Source organism: Hymenobacter canadensis (assembly GCF_027359925.1).
GTDB classification, from domain to species: Bacteria; Bacteroidota; Bacteroidia; order Cytophagales; family Hymenobacteraceae; genus Hymenobacter; species Hymenobacter canadensis.
Window position 1 is genome coordinate 714,784 of the sequence record NZ_CP114767.1, and the last position, 20,437, is coordinate 735,220.

A 20,437-nucleotide genomic window follows, 5' to 3' on the forward strand; every position below is an offset into this window, starting at 1 on the left:
GGGTTGGCGGCCAGCCACCCGGGAACCTAACTCAACTATTTTCGGCTTCTTTACTACGTCATTACCGCAGAATATCTGCCGGACGCAATTTTTTTAAAACCAAAAAGCAGGGATTGGGAGTAAAGCTACTTACGAAACTTCAGTTGCAACCTAAGCCGGGCCTTTTGCTTCCTATGGGAGCAAAAACCAGCGCGGGAAGCCCCCACAGAAGCTCGTGTAACGACGCGCCCGGCTCCTTGCCGGGCGGTACACCCCAAGACCCCCTATGCAACAATATTCCATTCTCTGGGCCGACGACGAAATCGACCTGCTCAAGCCGCACATTCTCTTCCTCAAGGAAAAAGGCTACGACGTAACCGGCGTCAACTCCGGCGCCGACGCCATCGAGCAGGTGCAGGAGCAGAACTACGACATCGTGTTTCTCGACGAGAACATGCCGGGCCTGTCGGGCCTCGAAACCCTCACCGAAATCAAGGCCGTGAAGCCCACGCTTCCCGTCATCATGATTACCAAGAGCGAGGAAGAGCACATCATGGAGGACGCCATCGGCTCCAAGATTGCCGACTACCTGATCAAGCCCGTGAACCCCAGCCAGATTCTGCTGGCCGTGAAAAAGGTGCTCGACAACAAGCGCCTCGTGAGCGAGAAAACCAACTCCGGCTACCAGCGCGACTTCCGCCAGCTGGGCATGCAGCTCGGCGACCGGCTCAGCCCCGCCGAGTGGGCCGATGTGTATAAGAAGCTGGTGTACTGGGAGCTGGAAATCAACGAGACCGAAGGCAAGAGCATGGCCGAAGTCTTCAACATGCAGAAGGACGAGGCTAACACCTACTTCGGCCGCTTCATCCAGGAGAATTACGAGGACTGGGTGAACGGCGACGACAAGGACGCCCCGCTCATGTCGCACGAGCTGTTTGCGAAGCGCGTGTTTCCGCTGCTCAAGGAAACCGGCGACACGCCCGTGTACTTCCTGCTCATCGACAACCTGCGCTACGACCAGTGGAAGGTGCTCGAGCCCATCATTGCCGAGACGTTCACCGTCGATTCGGAGGAGACTTACTACAGCATTCTGCCCACCACCACGGCGTATGCGCGTAATGCCATCTTCTCGGGCATGATGCCAGGCGACATCCAGAAAAAGTACCCCAACCTGTGGGTATGGGACGACGACGACGAGGGCAAGAACATGCACGAGGCGGAGTTCATGGAAATCATGTTCCAGAAGGCCAACCAGAAGCACAAGTTCAGCTACCACAAGGTGACCAACCTGCAGGCCGGCAAGGACCTGCTGGGCAAAATGGCCAACCTGCACAATAACTACAAGCTCAACGCCATCGTCTACAACTTCGTGGACATGCTCTCGCACGCCCGCACCGACATGGCCATGATCCGGGAGCTGGCCGCCGACGAGTCGGCATACCGTAGCATCACCAAGTCGTGGTTTCTGCACTCGCCGCTGTATGAGATGCTCCAGGTGATTGCCGAGAAGAAGGGCAAGCTCATCATCACGACGGACCACGGTACCATTCGGGTGAAGCGCCCCTACAAGATTGTGGGCGACCGGAACACCAATACCAACCTGCGCTACAAGCACGGCAAAAACCTGGGCTTCGACGACACCAAGGACGTGTACACCGTGCGCAAGCCGGAGCGCATCTTCCTGCCCCGCGAAAACGTGAGCACCGCTTACGTCTTCACCGTCGGCGACTACTTCTTCGCCTACCCCAACAACTACAACTACTACGTGAACTACTACAAGGACACGTTCCAGCACGGCGGCATCTCGCTGGAGGAATGTATCATCCCATACATCACGCTCACGGCGAAAGGGTAGGGGGTAATGTTGATTAAATGAAAAAAGGGCGCCCAAATGGGCGCCCTTTTTTAGTTACACAGCCACTTGCCGGAATGCTTGTGGTGAAACGGAAGCTGCACTTCCGCCTCTTCCCGGCCCTGCTGAATCTGGTGTAAGGCTACAAACGTCTGCATCCGGTGGCGGCTCCATAGATGGCGCAGCAGCCACTTTCCAGGACGAAGGCTGTAGTAGGTTTCTTTGTTGTGGAACTGGATTCGGCCGCGCTGGCATGCCGTCCAGGCCCAGCGTTTTTTAGATTGTTTCATCTGAATTGTAGGTTGGTACCTACAATTCGTGGCAAGTGGAGAGGTAGCGTTTCATGATCTGTGAGAAGCGTGTTTACCGCTTGCTTGGCTTGGTAGTGATAAGTACGGCGCCGTTTATGGCCGCTGGTCCGAAGCGTTCCACAGCCTTTTTGTCCTTCAGAATGTCAATCTTCTCTATGTCATTGGGATTGATACTCTGAAGTGACTCTTCTCTTAAGGGTTTGCCATCAATGACATAAAGAGGCTGCTGGTGAGGTAACAGGCGGCTAGGGCCACAGTATATTTTGATAACCGTACCGGATTGTGGCTGCTGAATGCAATCGGCCTGCTGGGTGGCCTGCGTTTGCTGTGTTTGCGCGTGAGCCGCTGATGCAAACAGCAAAGCAATGCCCGTTGCGCAGGAAAAACGGAAGTTGGCCATAGCTACGGAATACATGAGTGATAACGCTTGCCGAATATAACTGCCTTACCAGTAAAGCAGTGCCAGCGTTGTTTAGCCTAGATGCTCTTCACTGGCAGATTCCATATTACTTCCCTTCCCACACATTATCCGCTTTGTTCTTGTCTGGCACGTAGGTGCTGCCAAGTTCCACGCGCTTCACTGCTTTGGTACCCGCCACGGGTACCGTCACGCTGGTGTTGCCGGCCTGCCAGACGGCTACGGTGCGGTGCAGTTTCTCGGTTTTTCCGTCGGCGTAGGTTACCGTCAGGTCTACCGGGACGGGCTTGGTGCCTTTGGCTTGCACCACGATGTCGTGGCCGGTGGCGGTTTTCGTGACGCTGGCAATGGCCAGGTCGGGGTAGCCGCCGTCGAAAAACCAGCGCTGCCAGAACCAGTTCAGGTTTTGGCCGGCACCCGTGTTCATGGAGTTGAAGAAGTCGTAGGGCATGGGGTGCTTGCCGTGCCAGTTGCGGATGTAGGTGTGCAGGGCCTTCGTGAACAGCTCGTCGCCGAGCAAATCCTTCACGTAGAGGTAGCCCAGCGCAGGCTTGGGGTAGGAGTTAAGGAAGAACGCCGTGCCGGTCTGCTGGGTGCTGAGGGTGGTGATGGGCACGTCGAACTCCTGCGCCGAGCCCTTGGCGTAGGGCTCGATGCCGTACTCATCCACGAAGCCCGGCTGAATGAGCGGCGAAATCAGCCACTCGCCGATGGTGGCCCAGCCCTCGTCCATCCAGCCGTACTTGGTTTCGTTGGTGCCCATGTAGAACGGAAACATGGTGTGGAACACCTCGTGGTCGGTGAGGGTGATGGCGTCGTCGCGGGTTTCCACGGGGTTGTCGTTCACCATCATCGGGTACTCCATCTGGTCGAGGCCGTCGAACACGGTTTCGTGGGCGTAGGGGAAGGGCCACTTCGGGAAGGTGTAGCTCATGGCTTCCACCGTGCGGCGGTTGAACTGCGCCACCTCCTCGAAATCCTTGTGCTTAGGGTTGTACACGGCATCGACGCGGGTGCGGCGCTGGGTGGCCGGGTCTACCACGAGGCTGCTGGCCTGCCACACGTAGTGGTCGGTGGTGGCAAACACGAAGTCGACTACGTCCTTGGCCTCGAAGCGCCAGGTGTTCTGGGCGTTGGGCTGGGTGATGTCCTGGCGTTTGAGGTCGGCTTCGCCGATGATGGTGGTGAGGGCGTCTTTGCGCTCGGCGTCGCGCAGGCGCTGGGCGTACTTTTTGGTGAGCGTCTGGTCGGGGTTGAGCAGGTCGCCGGTAGCCCACACCACGAAGTTGCGCGGCACCGTAATGGCCGCCCGGAACGTGCAGAAGTCGTTGTAGAACTCCTGCGAGCCGTTGTACTCGAACTGGTTCCAGCCGTCGATATCGTCGTAGACGGCAACCCGCGGGAAGAAGTAGGCCACGAAAGCGGAATTGGCTTCCACCTCGCCGGTACGCATGTGCGAGCCTTTATTGAGCACGTACGAGTACGCCACCCGTACCTTCACGGCGCGGCCCGGTCCCAGCGCCTTCGGCAGCCGCACCGGCATATTGGTGGCCTGCACGCGTAGCTTGCTCACGTCCTGCGCCTGTCCGTCGAAGCTCAGGGCCTCAATCTTCACGCCCTCACTCACATCCTCGGGCGCAATACGGCCGGCGCGGGGCGCGCCCTGCTGGTAGAGGTTGGGGTAGAGCTTGAACAGCAGCTGCCGCAGCGAGTCGGGGCTGGCGTTCTGGTAGGCAATGTCCACGGTGCCCGCCACGCGCCGCGTAGCCGGGTCGAAGCTGACGTTGATATCGTACTCGGCGGAGTTCTGCCAGTATTTCGGGCCAGGCGCGCCGGTTTCGGAGCGGGTGCCCTTGGCGTAGGTAGCCTGCAGATTGACGGGTACGGGCAGCTGCTGAGCAGCCAGGGTGAGTGGCAGGAGGGAGGCAGCTAAGAGAAGCGGGAGTTTCATGCGGTAAATGTAGCATAGGCTTTAGCCTGTGCCGTCCTGATATTGTCATTGCGAGCAGCGCGAAGCAACCTTTCCTTCGCCAAGCGCGACACGACCCTCAGCACAAAGCCCTCCGGCGGTAGATTACAATCTACTGCCGGAGGGCTTATCTATGAATTGACGCTAACGTCTTTTAGAGGAAGGATTGCTTCGTCCTTCGTCCTCGCAATGACAGCGAGTTACTTCAGCCGCACCAGCGTGGCGCCGTAGCCGAACTTTTCCTTTTTCGAATCCTCGAAGAACTTGATGTCCTTGTTGCGGCTGAGCAGTTTGTGAATTTCCTTGCGGAGCGTGCCGCTGCCCGAGCCGTGGATGAAAACGATTTCGTGCATGTTGGTGGCCAGCGCCCGGCTCAGCGTATCCTCGAACGCCTCCAGCTGCAGCTTCAGGATGGCGGTGTTGCTGAGGTCCTCGCCGCCCTCGGGGCGCAGGGCTTCTAGGTGCAGGTCAACCTCGTGCGGCGGGGCCTTGATGGCCTTGGCCGGCTCCGGGGCTGGCGCTACGGCGGCGGGTTTGGCGGGGGCATTGCCGCTGAGCTGGGCCTGCAGGATTTCAGCCAGCTTCTCGGGCGCTACGGGCGCGGCCGGCTTCTCGTCCAGCTGAAACAGATAGGCTTCCCGGCCGAGCACCGGGGCTTCGCGGCGGCTGCTGTAGAAGCTGGTGGCCTTGAACTGGGTGCGCTTGGTGAGCAGCTCGTAGGCCGTATCGGAGTTGATCTGGTGCGGCAGCAGCTGCACCACGGCCGCCGGCCATTGGTCGAAGTCCTTGAGGTGCAGGTGGCCCAGCGCCCCGCTCACAGCTTTGGCGCCCAGCTTATCGGCGCGCAGTGCCCGGTAGCGGCCCTGGTTTTCCTCGCCGTAAGTGTAGAGCACCTCTTTGTCGGTGTTGTTGATGACGTGCACCGACAGCAGCTCCGGCGACTGGTGGCTGAGGGCCAAGTACAGGCCTTTGGCGGCCGGCTGGGGCACGGTAGCCTTGGGCGGAGTCGGCTGCTCGGCGGCAGGAGCGGGGCTGCCCGCAGCAGGCGTGGCGGTGGCCGAAGCGGTTTTGGCGGGCTTGTGCTTGCCCGCTTTAGACCGGTGTGGCGTCACGGGGGGCGGGCCCTGGCGCCCGAAGGCCTTGTCCTCGTCGGCGGCCACCACTACCACTTCGCGGCGCAGTACCGGGATGGTGAAATCGTTGTCGATGGCTACTTCCACCAGCTCGTCGCTGAGGATGCGGGTGACGATACCTTGTTCGCGGCCCGTTAGCAGGCGCACTCTATCTCCTATGTTCATAAATCGCTGATTTTTGCTGATTGAGGTGATTTCGCTGATTTTTCAGCGGCCTCATCTGGCAATGAATACGACAAAGGTCGCCAATCGGACACGGAAACTGCACAAGCCCCCGGTTTTGCCAGCCGGCTTCTACTGCCCGCTGCCAGCAATGCCTCCCTGCGGCACCTCAATACACTCAGTACAACAGCTGGCTTCCAATACAACAGCTGGCTGCCGCCCACCGTTGCCCGCAACTACAGCCAGCCGTCAAGCCCCAAAGTCAAAAAAATCAGTGGAATCACCTCAATCAGCGAAAATCAGCGATTTAGTAGTACAGGCCGCGCATCACGAAGCCGCGGCGCGGGTTCCACTCCAGGGCCGGGGCCGGCAGGTGGAAGATACTGGCCACGTAAAACACCCGGCGCAGCAGCTTGCTGCGGGTCGGGATGTGACGCAGGTCGATATCGAACGACAGGTAGTACTGGCGGTAGGCGTTCAGGCCCGCGGCGACGTTGGCGTCGGGGTCGTTGAACAGCATCTGCTGGGCGCCGTAGCCCACGGCCGGCTGCAGCCAGCGGGGCCAGCGCGAGGAAGCCGGCAGCCAAGCGCCCACGTCGGCGCACAGCCAGTAGGTCTGGCCGTTGTAGTCTTTCAGGTGCTGCTCGGCCAGGCTACGCCCCAGCACGTTGGGCCGCAGGCCAGCGTAGCGCGTGGTATGAAACGAGTACTTGGGCATCAGGCGCACCTCGCCCCAGGCCAGCTGCTGTCCAATCAGGCCCGCTGAGCCCAGAAAATTAGCCGCCAGATCGGTGGCCGAGGCGCCGTATGCCGGGTCGCGGCCATCGAGCAGCTCGATGGGGCTTTGCAGCAGAAACCCAACGAAGCCGCCGTACCAGAGGGCGCGGCGCTCCGGTACCCCGGCCCAGCGCAGCATATCCACCGCGCCGCGGCTTTCGTGGAAGGCGCCCCAGAAGTGGCCCACCTTGTCCATCTGCTTCCACTCGGGCAGGTCGTTGAACCAGTGCAGTGGCGCCCGCTCGCCGGTGTACCAACCTTTGCTCAAGCCATACATCAGGCCCGTATAAGAAACGGCCAGTCCGCCTGCCAGCACCGGAAGCCGCCGACTGATTAGGCTGCTGTCTGGCAACGCCACCAGGGTTTCTGTGGCAAGTGGGGGAGAAGCTGCCTCCAGTGTTTGCGGGCGCTGCTCCTGGGCGTTGGCGCCAAGCGGCAGGGTCAGGAGCGCGGCTGCCATCCAGCTGCCGGCTAGCCGGCAGGCGCTAGCCGGCAGCAAGAAACAGAACGGATTAGATAAAGGCACGGCAGCGAGGTTAAAAAGGGCTTAAAGCTACAAGAAAAGGCGTTTACAGTTTGTGTGAGTGCTCACCTGAGTATTATCTTTAATGCCACCTTGCACTGAAAAGTAGCCATAGAGATACATATATGGTTAATGTGGCATTAGTGCTCCGTACTGCGTCTTCCAAAAAATCCCCAATTTCTTTTTCATGAAAACACTTCGACTGTTACTCAGCCTTGTGGCAATGCTGGCCGGAATGCCGGTTTTGCAGGCGCAGGTGGTGACCACCGACCCGGTATTCTTCCAGGATACCACGCCCATTACGCTCACCTTCGATGCGACCAAAGGCAATGGAGCATTAGCTGGTTTTACGGGCCCGGTCTACATCTGGACCGGTGTCATCACCGAACGCAGCACCAACGATACCGACTGGAAGTACGTGAAGAGCCCGTCGTTCAACCAAGCGGATCCGGCGGCGCAGCTGACGCGCAGCACCACCAACCCCAACCTGTACACTCTCAGCTTCACGCCGCGCGCTTTCTATGGCGTGCCCGCCACCGAGCGGATGCTGAAGCTGGCCATGATCTTCAAAAATGCCGATGGCTCGGTAGTGGGCCGCGGTGATGGCGGCGACATTCTCGTGAACGTCTCGCAGAGCGCCCTGGATGCGCGCATCACTTCGCCCACTACGGCGCAGTTTGTGCCGGCGGGCACGCAGGTGCCGGTTTCGGGCCTAGCTTCTGCTAGCGCCCAGCTCACCTTCCGCCTCAACGGCGTGCAGGTGGCTCAGCAGACGGGCACCTCGCTCAGCACTACCGTTACCGTAAACCAGGTCGGTCGCAACGTAGTGCGCTTCACGGCCACCAACGGCACACTCACCGCTTCTGATTCGGTGCTGGTTGTCGTGAGCCCACAGGTGACCGTGGCGGCCCTGCCCGCCGGCGCCAAGAAGGATGGTATCACGTACATTAACGGTGGTGCGTCAGCTATTCTGAGCCTCACGGCGCCCGGCAAAAGCTTCGTGTATGTGCTCGGCGAGTTCAACAACTGGCAGCAGACCACGGTCGGCTTCATGAAGAAGACGCCCGAAACCGACGCCGCAAACGCCCGTTGGTGGGTGCAGATCGACAACCTGACCCCCGGCCAGGAGTACGCCTACCAGTACGAAGTAAATGGCATCCTGCGTGTGGCCGACCCTTACGCGGAGAAAGTGCTGGACCCCAGCAACGACCGGTTCATCCCGGCCGTGACCTATCCGAGCCTGAAGCCTTACCCAACTGGCCAAACCACGGGCATCGTGTCGGTGCTGCAAAGCAACCAGGCGCCGTACCAGTGGCAGGTGAATAACTTCCAGCGCCCCAAGCGTACCGATCTAGTGGTGTACGAGCTGCACCTGCGTGACTTTATCGCTCGCCACGACTATGCCACGCTGCAGGATACGCTGACTTATCTGAAGCGCCTGGGTGTCAACTGCATCGAGCTAATGCCGGTGAACGAGTTCGAAGGCAACGATTCGTGGGGTTACAACCCCTCGTTCTACTTTGCTCCCGATAAATACTACGGCACCAAAGACGCCCTGAAGACCTTTATCGACGAAGCCCACCGCCGCGGTATTGCTGTAGTGCTCGACATCGTGCTCAACCACTCTTGTGGCCAGAGCCCCATGGTGCAGATGTATTTCGACGGCGGCAATCCATCCACCGACTCGCCTTGGTTCAACCGCACGGCCACGCACCCCTTCAACGTTTGCTACGATTTCAACCACGAGTCGCCGTTCACCAAGTATTTCTCTAAGCAAGTCATTGCGTACTGGCTGCAGGAGTACCGCGTCGATGGCTACCGCTTCGACTTGAGCAAAGGCTTCACGCAGCGCGTCACGACCGATGACTCGCAGATGCGCCTTTATGACCAGTCGCGCATCAACACACTGCTCGATTACCACAGCACCATGACGGCCATCAGCCCGACGCTGTATCCTATTCTGGAGCACTTTGCCGAAAACAGCGAGGAAAAAGTGCTGGCTGATGCCGGAATGATGTTGTGGGGTAACAACCACGGCGCCTACACAGCTGCCATGAAAGGGGAGTCAGCCAACTTCACGGGGGTTTCGCACCTGTCGCGGCAGTTCAACGAGCCTAACTTGGTGAGCTACATGGAAAGCCACGACGAGGAGCGCCTGATTGTAAGCACCCTGGCCGAGGGTAACATCTTCAACCCTGCCTACAATATTCGGACGCTACCTGTGGCGCTGGCCCGCGCCGAAATGGCGGCGGCGTTTTTCCTGACTATTCCCGGCCCCAAGATGATCTGGCAGTTCGGGGAACTGGGCTACGACGTCGGCATCAATGTGAATGGCCGCACCGGCCAGAAACCGATCCGCTGGAACTATCAGACTGAGCCGGCCCGTCGCCAGCTCTATAACGTATATGCCGCCCTCAATGCTCTGAAAGTAAACGAGCCCGCCTTCGAGTCGCGCGATGTGGCCATCGTGGGCACTCGCGGCCCCAAATCCATCCGCATCACTGACCCGAGCATGAATGTGGTGGTCATCGGCAACTTTGGCGTACTGCCCGACAGCGTGCAGCCTGGCTTCCAGGGTACCGGTAAATGGTACAACTACCTGCGCGGCGACAGTATCCAGGTTACCAATGTGACGGCTCGTGTGGCCGTGCAGCCCGGCGAGTACGCTGTGTACACTTCGCGCCGCGTGAAACTGCCGGCTGCCATAGTGCTGAGCAACAAACCGCGCCGCGCCACCACCGCCGACCTGCGCTTGAGCGCCGCCCCCAACCCGGTGGCCACCACCGCCACGCTGTACTACACGCTCACGGCGGCAGCACCCGTTACTGTTACGGTTACGAACGTGCTGGGTGCCAAAGCGCAGTTGCCGGTAGTGGCCGGTCGCCAGAGCAGTGGCCCACACGAGCTGCAATTGCCCGTAAGCGGGTTGGCCAACGGCGTGTATATGGTGCGCCTGCAGGCCGGCGATCAGCAACAAACCGTTCGATTGCTGGTGCAGCAATAAGCACTGCAACTAAATAGCCGCCGATTTTGCGGCTACGCAGACACAAAAAATCCCCGCTGGCAGTTGCCAGCGGGGATTTTTTGTGTCTGAAATATCAGACTGATTGTCTGCTTACGCTTTGCCTTCGTGGAAACTTACGAGGTCGTCAATCGGGGAGCGAATGATTTTGCCCACTTCCATATTGTGCGTTTTGGCGACCTGCACCAGCGCATCGCGGAAGTTATAGCCTACTGAGCCGATACAGTTGAATGAGTAGTCCTGGTAGTTGGGATAGTGCCGGACAATGTTGTCGAAGAACGTTTCGAAACCCTGCCGCACAATTTCGCGGCAGTAGCTGATGTTGTTGTGGTCGTAGGTGAACTTAGCAAAGCTGGCCAGGAAACGGTTGGGCAGCGGCTGGTTGTAGAGGCGGTCCAGAATATCTTCGCGGGTGAGCTTGAATTCCTCCTGGAAAATATCCTGCAGGCCGTCGGGGAGCAGGCCGCGCAGGTAGTCGCGCAGCAGCCGCTTGCCGATGAACGAGCCCGAGCCTTCATCACCCAGAAAGTAGCCGAGCGAATCGACATTGTGCGTAATGCGCGTGCCATCATAGAGGCAGGAGTTGGTGCCCGTGCCCAGGATGGCCGCAAAACCTGGCTTGTGGCCTAGCAGCGCCCGTGCCGAGGCCAGCAGGTCGTGGTCGACGGTGACTTTAGCCTGCGGAAACACCTGGCGCATGGCTTGGGCCAGCACTTCGGCCTTCTTCGCCGACGAAACTCCGGCTCCATAATAAAAAACTTCCGTAACTTCTTCTCGATGAAGGGTTTCGGGTAGGTTTTTATCCAGCGAAGCAATTACGCCGGCCGTGTCAATAAAGTCGGGGTTATATCCTTCGGTGTTGAAGTGTACCCGGTTGCCTGCTTCGTCGAGCTGGCACCAGCTGCTCTTGGTAGAGCCGCCATCGGCAATGAGAATCATAGGCTGAAACTGAATGGAAAAAACGGATAGCACAGCCCCGGAATCGGTAGCTGGCCAGTACGAATGTACGGCCCTAGCCGCAAATCTGCTACCCAACCAAACCTGCTGTTTGTCGTTGTCGTAACAGGGCACGGCGCTTGAGAAAATAGCGGATACTCACTGTTGGATTTTTTTGTCAAAAAAGGTCCTGTTTTTAGGGTTATTAGCTCAGAAAAGCGCTTTTAAAACTTTTTTTTTCAACTCCTGGTGGTACTTTTACTACAAGGAATCACTGCCCGAAAAAGGCGAGTGACCACTAACTTCTCCCACATTTTTTCCTTCATTTTTTCACTATCATGAAAAAACTTTTTACTCTGGCAGCAGCCGGCGCTATGGCTGCTACAGCCCTCACCGCACAGGCACAAATCACGGTTGATGGCACCCTAAACGCCACCGAAATTGGTGCCGCTAACTCGGGCCGTTACGTACGTATCGGTCAGTTCACCAACCCCCGCGGCTTCGGCGACTGGGGCCTGTTGAGCCTGTACGCCGCTAACTCGGGCAGCAAGGTGTATTTCTTCGTTGCTGGTACGGTTCAGAATGATTTAGCTGGTGCTAACACTAACCGTAATTCATTCCAGTTGTACATCGACGTACCCGGTGTAGCTGGTGGTGCCGACATTTTAGGTGGCACGGCTGCATCGGGAACTTCGTTTGAGAAGATGTCGGCTTTAATGGATTTTGCTCCTGATATGGCTATTGGTATCCGGGGTGATGGTCTTGGAACCCTCAACATCGACGGAGTAGTATATGTACCAACTGCAAATGCAGGCGAAGTAAGGGGCACTGATAAAGTGCTTGCTCCTTTGTTAGCTGTAAACGGAACCGCGCTAACCATTCCTGCAGCAGCAACTGCTGCACCCTATACGCGTTTCGCCGGAGCCCGGGTAGCATACCGTAACTCGTCGGATGGTAAAGTAACCACGAACCCAGGTGCTGCTACCGGCGGTGTTGCCGGTTCGTTTGGTTGGGAATTCGAGCTGGACCGGGCTGCTATGGGTGCTGGCACTACCGGCACTCCGCAGCTGACTGTTTTCGCGGTACAGAACAATGGTGGCGGTGACTATGTGTCTTCGGACTTCATTCCACAGGCCACGCCCGCTATTACTTCCAACTCTGGCAACGCGGCAGCTAACCCTAATTTCACCACGATTGGTGGTACGCAGGCTGCTCCCTTCACGCTGTCAGTACTGGGCCTCAAACAGGCTGATGACCAGCGGATTGCTATGAGCGTATTCCCAAACCCCGCTGCTGGCGAGGCTACGGTTTCGTATCAAGTGCTGAACAAGTCGCAGAACGTGAACATCGTTCTGACCGACCTGATGGGCCGTACGGTTCGCACGCTCCGCAACGGCAACATGGCTGCCGGCGCTCAGCGCGAAACCGTAAGCACGCAGGATGTGGCCGCTGGCACCTACCTCGTGAAAGTGCAGGTTGGCGACATGCTGGCTACCCGCAAAGTGGTATTGCTGTAAGCTTAGCTCCAATAAGAAAAAGGGTTGCTACACGTGTAGCAACCCTTTTTTTTGTGCTTATGAAGCTTGGCAACAGAGAGGAGCAGTCGGTTGTGGATATCACGCAATGCCAGCAAGTAACCTGATGACGGCAGGTCCGTCAAGGATACTTTCTGGTTGCAGCACAAGCTGGAAAGGGTGGCATAATCAGGGTGGCTGAACAGAGCAGCGAATTCATATTGCGGAGTAGTTGCGTAGCGGCGCGATAGGTTTGCTGGCGTTTCTGATGCTATACGCGGCTACTCCGCAATGTGCGCTTGCCACAAAGCAGCACATATGTCGCTATTCAGCAGTGTTCCGAAGGGTAGGAGTTACATGATGGCAATCAGGATACGGACGTTTCTGCCGCCAGTACATGGGTTTGAGCGTTTTCTGATGCTTCGGTTAGCTGCTGCCGATAACTATTACTGATCTGCTGCTACTCTGTAGCTCTGCAGCCGATATTCGCTTATAAAAAAAGGCTTTCCCGATATCGGGAAAGCCTTTTTTGTGGCAGCTGCTAGTTATATACTAGTAACCAGGATTCTGCCGAAGCGTTGGGTTGGCAGTCAGGTCGGATACTGGCAGCGGGAAGATGTTGCGGAAGGTAGGTACATCAGTACCGCCCGCTACACCGCCTTTGAAGGGCCAGAGGTAGCTGGAACCTGCAAACTTGCCAAAGCGGATCAAGTCAGTACGACGGTGCCCTTCCCAGTACAGCTCCCGCATCCGCTCGTCGAGGATGCCATCCAGCGTGATGCTGGTCACGTTGCCGGACGCGTTGCCGTAGCCACGGGTGCGCAATGCATTTACGTACTGTATTGCTGTTTGCCGGCTGCCGCCGCCACCACGTAGGTGAGCTTCAGCATACATCAAGTACACGTCGCCGAGACGGAACAGCGGGATGTCGGTATCGACAAACTCGCCGGTTGGGTCGGAGCCGGGGGCGTTGGTGGAGGTGCGGTTACGCCACTTGGTCACGAGCCAGCCGTCCCGGAACGTGGTTAGGCTGGTGTTGTCCAGGTTTTGGCGCGACGTGAAGAACAAGGCACGCTTATCGGCCGGTGCGGCAGCCTGGGCGGCTGTGGTCAGGCCAAAAACCAGCGGCAGATTTTTTCTGGCGCGTAAGCCGGCCCAGCCGGAATTCACGCCCATCGTATCGGTGCTCAGCGAGCCGCCGATAGCAGCGTGCACCAGGAAAGTGGTGCCGCCGTAGGTGCGGGTGCGCAGGCCATCAGCAATAATCGGGAAGATGATTTCTGACGCCCCTGCCCGGTCGTTGTCGGCGCGGAACAGGTTGCTGTAGCGCGGCGTCAGGGTGAAGCCGGAACCGATGATACGGGTAGTATAGTCGATTACGTCGGTGTTGCGGGCCGTGCCGGTGTACGTCTGTGCGTTCAGGTACAGCTTGGACAGCAGCGTCCAGGCGGCAGCTTGGTCGGCGCGGCCATACTCAGCCTGGCGGGCTGGTACCAGCTCTCCGTCGATGGCCTTCAGCTCGGTTTCGATGTAGCTGAACAGCTCGGCCGCGTTGGTCTGGCGCGGGAAGAACTTGCCCGTCAGGTCAGCTTCGGTTACGAACGGCACGTTGCCGCCGAACATATCCAGGGCGTGGTAGTAGCTGAGGGCACGCAGGAAACGGGCCTCGGCACGGTACCGGCGCGCCTGGGTGAGGTTTTCGCCGCTGATGCCCCGCTCGCTGAGCTTGGCATCACTCATTTCCCGGATGAAGTCGTTGCAGAGCACCACCTGGAAGTAAATGCGGTTGTACATCGCACTTACGAAGTTGTTGTTCGACGACCAGGTGTTGTCGTTCAGGTTCTGGATCGAACCATCGCCCCAGGCGATTACCGCCTCGTCGGTGGTCAACTCCTGCATCTTCCAGAACACGCGGGTGTAGGAAGTAGCCCCTTCGTCGTCACCGAGTATGTCCTGGGCACCGGTGGTCTTCTGGCCCGTGGTGATGAGGCCGGCGTAGAGCTTCGCCAAAGCAGCGCGCTGCCCGGCCGGATCCTGGTACACCGACTCCGTGTTCAGATCAAAAAATGGCGTGCGGTCCAGGTCCTTGTTACAGGAGGCGGTGCCCAGCACGAGGGAGGAGGAAAGTGCCAGTGCGGCAAACCCTCGGGTTGAAATGAATTTCATGGCAGTGGGGGGATTAGAAGCCAAAGTTTACACCGATGGTATACGTGCGGGCCCGGGGGTACAGATTGTTGTCGATGCCATCAAAAATCTCGGGGTCAATGCCATCATACTTGGTGATTACGAATGCATTCTGAACAGCCAGCGAGATATTAATGTTCGACTCTTCACCCAGGGTGTAGCCCAGCGTGATGTTGTCCATGCGCAGGAACGAAGCGTCCTGCACGTAGTAGTCGGAGAGGCGGTAGTTGGTGCCTGAACCGATGGCCCGCGTCTGCTCATAGAAGCGGGTGGTGTTGTTCAGGAAAGGCTGGGAAGGGAAGATGTTGGTGCTGGTGGAGCTGGACGCAATGTTGTTGTAGGCGTAGTTGCCCAGGTTGGCGCGCATCGTGAAAGCGAAGTTCACTTTGCGGTAGCTCATGTTCGAGCCCAGGCCCAGAATGGTTCTGGGTGCCGGTGCCTTATAACGATACAGGTCCTGCTCGTTGATGACACCATTGGCGTCCAGATCTTCGAAGGCCTGCAGGTCCGTAACCGTCGTGCCGTTAGGCTGGATGGGGTTGCCGCTGGCGTCGTACTTCTGCTTGTACACGAAGAACGAGCGGGCCTGGAAGCCCACAGAGTTGGTTTGGATGGTAGAACCCGTACCGCCACCGATGCCACCAACGCGCGAACCCAAAGAGTTCGGGTTGTCGTTGAGCGTGAGCTTCGTGATTTCGTTGCGGTTGAAGGTGGCGTTGGCCGTCAGGCTCCAGTTGAAGTCAGTAGATTGGGCAACTACGCCCACCAGACCCAGCTCTACACCTTTGTTCTCCAAAGAGCCGATGTTGGTGAACAGTTTGTTAGAGGCGTTCGAGCCAGCTGGCACTTCAATCTCGTTGATCAGATCTTTGGTTTTGCGCAGGTACACGTCCACGGTACCCGTCAGGCGGCCATCAATGAAGCCATAGTCCAGACCAGCGTTGTAGGTGGTGGTTTCTTCCCACTTGATGTTCGGGTCGCTCGGAGCCCGGCGTACCGGAATGGTGTATACGCCGCCAACCGGATATGAAACTGTGCTTTCACCGTTGATGTAGCGCGCCAGAGCGGGGTAGTCATTAACTCCGCCAACGTCCTGCTGGCCGGTGATGCCGTAGCCTACGCGCAGTTTCAGATCGGAAAGGAAGGTGGAGTTGGCCAGGAAATTCTCGCCTTTGATACGCCAAGCCAGAGCCGCAGCCGGGAATAGACCCGAGCGGTTTTCCTCAGAGAAGCGCGACGAAATATCGTTCCGCAGCGTGGCCGTGAACAGGTACCGGTCGTTGAAATTGTAGTTCAGACGGCCGTAGTAAGAGATGAGCGTGTACTGCGACTTGTCGGCGAAGGCTTCCAGCTGGGCTGGGTTGATCAGGTCGCCGTTGGGACGGCGGCCGAAGAAGAACGGCGCGTTGCGCAGGAAATCCTGGTAGGAGTAGCCCCCCAACAGTTCCAAACGGCCGGCCGTGCCGAAGTCCTTGGTGTAGTTGAGGTAGGTTTCGAGCAGCTTGTTGTCGCGGTCCTGAGCGTAGCTGTTGTCGATACCGCCCGGGCCGTTCTGGTTGAACTCCGAAATGGCGTTGTTGCCGGCTACAAACGTGTTGCCGTTGCTGCGCGTGATGTCGTAGCCGACGTTGATGTTGGCGCGGAGGTCGGGCAGGAAGTGCAGTTTGTAATCGAGGGCCAGGTTACCGATGCTCCGCTTCACGGTGCTCCGGTCGCGGCGCTGGTTCAGGCGGGCCAGGGGGTTGGCCGTCGACTGGCCTACACGGCCAATAACGCCGGTGGGGCTGGTGGTGTAGTACTCGAAGTAGCCGTCGAAAGGCGAGCCGGCCTGCAGGATAGGCTGCGTGGGGTTGAAGAACACCGCGTTGCCGACAATGCCGTTCTCCACGAAGCGGTTGTCCACCCAGGAGCCTTTGATGTTGGCATCAACGCGCAGGTGGCCGTCGAACAGGGTAGGGTTGATACCCACCGAAACGCTGTTACGCTTGAAGTTATTGGTCTTGATAACGCCATCCTGGTTGAGGTGGCCCAGCGATACGCGGTACGGTACGGCACCGGCGTTGCCGGTGATGCTGGCGTTATAATCCTGCGTGTAGGCGGTGCGGAAAATGGCATCCTGCCAGTCGGTGTTGGCAGTGCCCAGAAGCGCCTTCTGGTCTTCGGTGCCCTGCTGGTTCACCAGCGCCCGGAACTCGTCGCCCGACAGCACGTCGAACTTCTTGGGGTTGTAGGCCAACGAGAACTGCGAGCTGACATTTACGCGGGTTTTCTCGCCGCTGATGCCCTTTTTGGTGGTGATGATGATAACGCCGTTGGAAGCGCGCGAGCCGTAGATGGCCGTGGCCGAAGCGTCCTTGAGCACCGTGAAGGTCTCAATGTCGTTGGGGTTGATCAGGTTCAGGGCATTGCCCGTGCCGCTCACTTCCCCGCCGTTCACCGGTACCCCATCAATTACGATGAGTGGGTCGTTGGTGGCCGACAGCGAAGAGCCGCCGCGGATACGGATGGTGCTGCCGGCGCCAGGAGCGCCGCCGCTGCCCGTGATCTGCACACCCGCCACTTTGCCGGCGATGAGCTGCTCAGGCGTAGTGATCTGGCCCTTCACGAAGTCACGCGAGGTAACGGCCGTTACCGAGCCCGTTACGTCCTGCTTGCGTACGGTGCCGTAGCCTACTACTACTGCTTCGTTGAGCAGCGTGGTATTTTCGTTGAGGGTCGTGCTGGCTACGGCCGTGTTCTGGCCGGCCGTTACGGTTACCGGAATGCGGCCGGTGGTGTAGCCTACAAACGAGACAACCAGCGTGCGCGGGCCGGCTGGTACGTTCTGAATGGAGTACGTACCGTCCGAGTTAGTGGAGTTGCCGAGCGTGGTGCCTTCGATGATTACGGTTACGCCGGGCAGGCCACCGTTCTTCTCGTCTACGACACGGCCACTCACGGAACCAGTCTGCGCGAATGCACCAGTAAACCCGGCACAAACGAACAGTAGCAGAAACAAGAGTTTCGCCAGGTAGGGTTGTTTCATGGGAAAAGTATTAGGGGTTGAAATGGTTTTTCCGGATGGCTCCGGAGTGGGAATTGATGAGGTTGCTGCCGCGGTGGCCGTATCGGTTTGGTAGTGAGTAAGCGCTGCCTTCCGGTACAGTTTCAGAGAGGATTAGCCGCCTCATTACTGTTAAAAAACTTCGCAAGTTAATGGCGGATAAACCACATTTACAACGTGCCAGCCAAAGCAAACAGGTATAATGATAATTGGATTATGATTGAAAATTACCGGCCGTAAACCAAGGCCCAGAAAGACTGTTTACTCAGCTAACCCAATCCGGGCCAATGACAAGGTGAGTTAGCACACGCTAAAGTGCTGATTTGTTAGCGTGGGACCTATGCAGCAGTATGAAAACCAGCTGGCACAGCTGACGCTTTGTTGCTATTTGATGATGCTGTGTTGACTTGATGTTTTATTGGATGAGGGTGCGCTAACAGATGGCATAAATGGCGGTATTAGTAAGCCGGCCCTCTGGTGCAAGGTCAAGTGTTGTACAAACAAGGGCTATTCCACATTTTCTCCCTCCATATAAGGGGTGGTTAGTGAAAATGTTGCTAAAGGCCCAGGCTTATGCTCGTTACATTATTAGCTGTAAAAGTCAATAAAGTATCATCGGTGATAGTGTAAAATTTGTGCAAACTGCTTTGGCGTTTTGTATATATCCTAGGCGGATATCAAGATAGTTGTTGGCTGCTGGGGCAGATGATACTGTGAATTCTTATCTTGGAGGCCAGTGCTTTGGCAAGGCGAACAGGCACAACTTCTGCCAGTAAAATTTGCCGCCGTTTTCCCGGAAAAATACAGGTATTAAAAACGTTAGGTAGCGGCCAACGACACATAAAGTCGGCCCGAAGCCAGAAAGTGGGCGCAACCGATTGCTTGGTGCTACTCTCTCCTGGTGAGCTAACACTCATTCCAATTTCCCCATGAATCACGCTTTCCTCGCTGCTCTGCTCTTTGCCTGCGGAACAGTGCAAGCCCAGACCACCCTGCGCCTGACCAGTGTGCCCGCCGCCACGCCCGCCGGGGCCACGCTGTATCTGGCCGGCACCGTCAATAACTGGAGCCCAAGCAGTGCGGCCCACACCTTCAGCCGCAACCCCGACGGCACCTACCAGCTGACGCTGCCGGCTACCGTCACGGGTACCATTGAGTTCAAGTTTACGCGCGGCTCCTGGGCCACGGTGGAGGCCGACGCCCAGTTCAACGACATCGGTAACCGCCGCTACACCATTGGCAGCGGCCCGGCTACCGTGGACCTGCAGGTGGCCGCCTGGAAAGACCAGGGTAGTGGCGGCGGTAGCTGCCAGAGCACTGCGCTGCAGCCGAACGTGCGGGTTATTAGCACCGCGTTCCAGATGCCGCAGCTGGGCCGCACGCGCCGCGTGTGGGTCTATCTGCCCAACGACTATGCCACGGCTTCCAATAAGCGCTACCCGGTGCTGTATATGCACGACGGCCAGAACGTGTTTGACGCCTGCACCAGCTTTTCGGGCGAGTGGGGCGTGGATGAAACCCTGAGCCAACTGCAGCAGCAAGGCCTGGATGCTACCGGCTCAATTGTGGTGGCCGTGGACAACGGCGGCGCCGACCGGCTCAACGAAATGTCGCCGTGGAATAACCCGCAGTACGGCGGCGGCCAGGGCGACCAGTACGTGGATTTCATGGCCCAGACGCTTAAGCCCTACATCGACCAGAACTACCGCACCCTCACGGGCCGCGAGTACACGGGCATTACGGGCAGCAGCATGGGTGGCCTGATTTCCACCTACGCCGCCCTGAAGTATCCGCAGGTGTACAGCAAGGTGGGCGTGTTTTCGCCGGCCTTTTGGTTTGCGCAGGCGCCCTTGTTCCAGTACCTGCGCCAGCACCCGGCCAACCCCGACACGCGGTTCTACTTCGTGAGTGGCACCACGGAAAGCCAGACGATGGTACCGCTGATGCAGGCCATGCGCGACTCATTGGCTCGTGGTGGTGTGCCGGCTGCCAACCTGAGCTTCAACGCCCGCCCCGACGGGCAGCATGCCGAGTGGTTCTGGAAACGCGAGTTTTCGGCGGCGTACCAGTGGCTGAACGCGCCGGCAGCGCCGCTGAGCACGAAAGGCAACGCAGCGCATCTGGCATTCAGTGCCTACCCGATGCCTGCCAAAAACCAGCTGCGCGTGGAGCTGCCCACGGGCGTGCGGGAAGCGCGGCTGGAGGTGCTCGACGCCACCGGCCGGGTAGTACTGAAAGACAAAGTTCGCTCCGGCGACTCGGTGAACGTGAGCGGCCTGGCCCGCGGTACGTACTTCCTGCGCGTGTCGGGCGGCCACAAATTGGGCACGCAGACCCTTGTGAAGGAGTAGGTGCGGTTTTGCCCGGCACCCGGCCCAAACGGCCGGCAGCGGGTTAACAGGTTGAGGGCAGTTGGCCGCTGTTGGCAGAAAGATTTCAATAGCCTGCCGAAGAATTTGCTTGCGCGCTAACGAACCTCAAGTACCTTTGTGGCGTTCAAGCCCCTGATTACTCTCTGAACCATGATTTTTTCGACGACGCAGCAAGCTTGGTGGTGGCCCTACGGAAATTCCGGACGGGACAGCCTGTGCGTGCGTTAGAATCGAATCCTTTT

At 58.2% G+C, this 20,437-nt stretch carries 12 protein-coding genes; 4 read left to right on the plus strand and 8 right to left on the minus strand.

Going from position 1 to position 20,437, the window contains the following annotated elements; all coding sequences use genetic code 11:
• Positions 1 to 265: 265 nt before the first annotated feature.
• On the plus strand, positions 266 to 1,834 hold the full coding sequence (porX, locus tag O3303_RS03080; RefSeq protein ID WP_269560600.1) for a T9SS response regulator signal transducer PorX: 1,569 nt from the start codon (positions 266 to 268) through the stop codon (positions 1,832 to 1,834).
• 50 nt (positions 1,835 to 1,884) lie between these two features.
• Here the strand turns inward: porX and O3303_RS03085 are convergent, their stop codons facing one another.
• From O3303_RS03085 to O3303_RS03105, 5 genes are all read right to left on the minus strand, one after another.
• Complete coding sequence (locus O3303_RS03085) at positions 1,885 to 2,121, minus strand: hypothetical protein (protein WP_269560601.1); 237 nt, start codon at positions 2,119 to 2,121, stop codon at positions 1,885 to 1,887.
• A 73-nt stretch (positions 2,122 to 2,194) separates the two neighbouring features.
• Complete coding sequence (locus tag O3303_RS03090) at positions 2,195 to 2,542, minus strand: TonB-dependent receptor plug domain-containing protein (protein ID WP_269560602.1); 348 nt, start codon at positions 2,540 to 2,542, stop codon at positions 2,195 to 2,197.
• A 106-nt stretch (positions 2,543 to 2,648) separates the two neighbouring features.
• Positions 2,649 to 4,511 carry a M1 family metallopeptidase gene (locus tag O3303_RS03095; protein WP_269560603.1) on the minus strand — a complete coding sequence of 621 codons (1,863 nt, stop codon included), beginning with the start codon at positions 4,509 to 4,511 and terminating at the stop codon, positions 2,649 to 2,651.
• Between the two features lie 218 nt (positions 4,512 to 4,729).
• Positions 4,730 to 5,827 (minus strand): Smr/MutS family protein, encoded by a 1,098-nt coding sequence (locus O3303_RS03100; protein ID WP_269560604.1) that lies wholly within the window; start codon positions 5,825 to 5,827, stop codon positions 4,730 to 4,732.
• A gap of 304 nt (positions 5,828 to 6,131) precedes the next feature.
• Positions 6,132 to 7,061, minus strand: a complete 930-nt coding sequence (locus O3303_RS03105) for a DUF2279 domain-containing protein (protein WP_269560605.1) — start codon at positions 7,059 to 7,061, stop codon at positions 6,132 to 6,134.
• 250 nt (positions 7,062 to 7,311) lie between these two features.
• Here O3303_RS03105 and O3303_RS03110 point away from each other — a divergent pair, with 250 nt between their 5' ends.
• On the plus strand, positions 7,312 to 10,128 hold the full coding sequence (locus tag O3303_RS03110; protein WP_269560606.1) for an alpha-amylase family glycosyl hydrolase: 2,817 nt from the start codon (positions 7,312 to 7,314) through the stop codon (positions 10,126 to 10,128).
• A 111-nt stretch (positions 10,129 to 10,239) separates the two neighbouring features.
• Here O3303_RS03110 and O3303_RS03115 read toward each other — a convergent pair whose 3' ends face one another.
• Positions 10,240 to 11,085 carry an N-acetylglucosamine kinase gene (locus O3303_RS03115; protein ID WP_269560607.1) on the minus strand — a complete coding sequence of 282 codons (846 nt, stop codon included), beginning with the start codon at positions 11,083 to 11,085 and terminating at the stop codon, positions 10,240 to 10,242.
• 335 nt (positions 11,086 to 11,420) lie between these two features.
• On the opposite strand from O3303_RS03115, the gene O3303_RS03120 reads away from it, so the two are divergent.
• Positions 11,421 to 12,599, plus strand: coding sequence for a T9SS type A sorting domain-containing protein (locus tag O3303_RS03120; protein WP_269560608.1), 1,179 nt, complete (start codon positions 11,421 to 11,423; stop codon positions 12,597 to 12,599).
• 549 nt (positions 12,600 to 13,148) lie between these two features.
• On the opposite strand, the gene O3303_RS03125 is transcribed toward O3303_RS03120, so the two are convergent.
• Both O3303_RS03125 and O3303_RS03130 read right to left on the minus strand, forming a co-directional pair.
• On the minus strand, positions 13,149 to 14,762 hold the full coding sequence (locus tag O3303_RS03125; RefSeq protein ID WP_269560609.1) for a RagB/SusD family nutrient uptake outer membrane protein: 1,614 nt from the start codon (positions 14,760 to 14,762) through the stop codon (positions 13,149 to 13,151).
• A gap of 13 nt (positions 14,763 to 14,775) precedes the next feature.
• Positions 14,776 to 17,805, minus strand: coding sequence for a SusC/RagA family TonB-linked outer membrane protein (locus tag O3303_RS03130; protein WP_269560610.1), 3,030 nt, complete (start codon positions 17,803 to 17,805; stop codon positions 14,776 to 14,778).
• A 947-nt stretch (positions 17,806 to 18,752) separates the two neighbouring features.
• Between O3303_RS03130 and O3303_RS03135 the strand changes: the two genes are divergently transcribed.
• Positions 18,753 to 20,174 (plus strand): alpha/beta hydrolase-fold protein, encoded by a 1,422-nt coding sequence (locus O3303_RS03135; RefSeq protein WP_269560611.1) that lies wholly within the window; start codon positions 18,753 to 18,755, stop codon positions 20,172 to 20,174.
• The last annotated feature ends 263 nt before the right edge of the window (positions 20,175 to 20,437 follow it).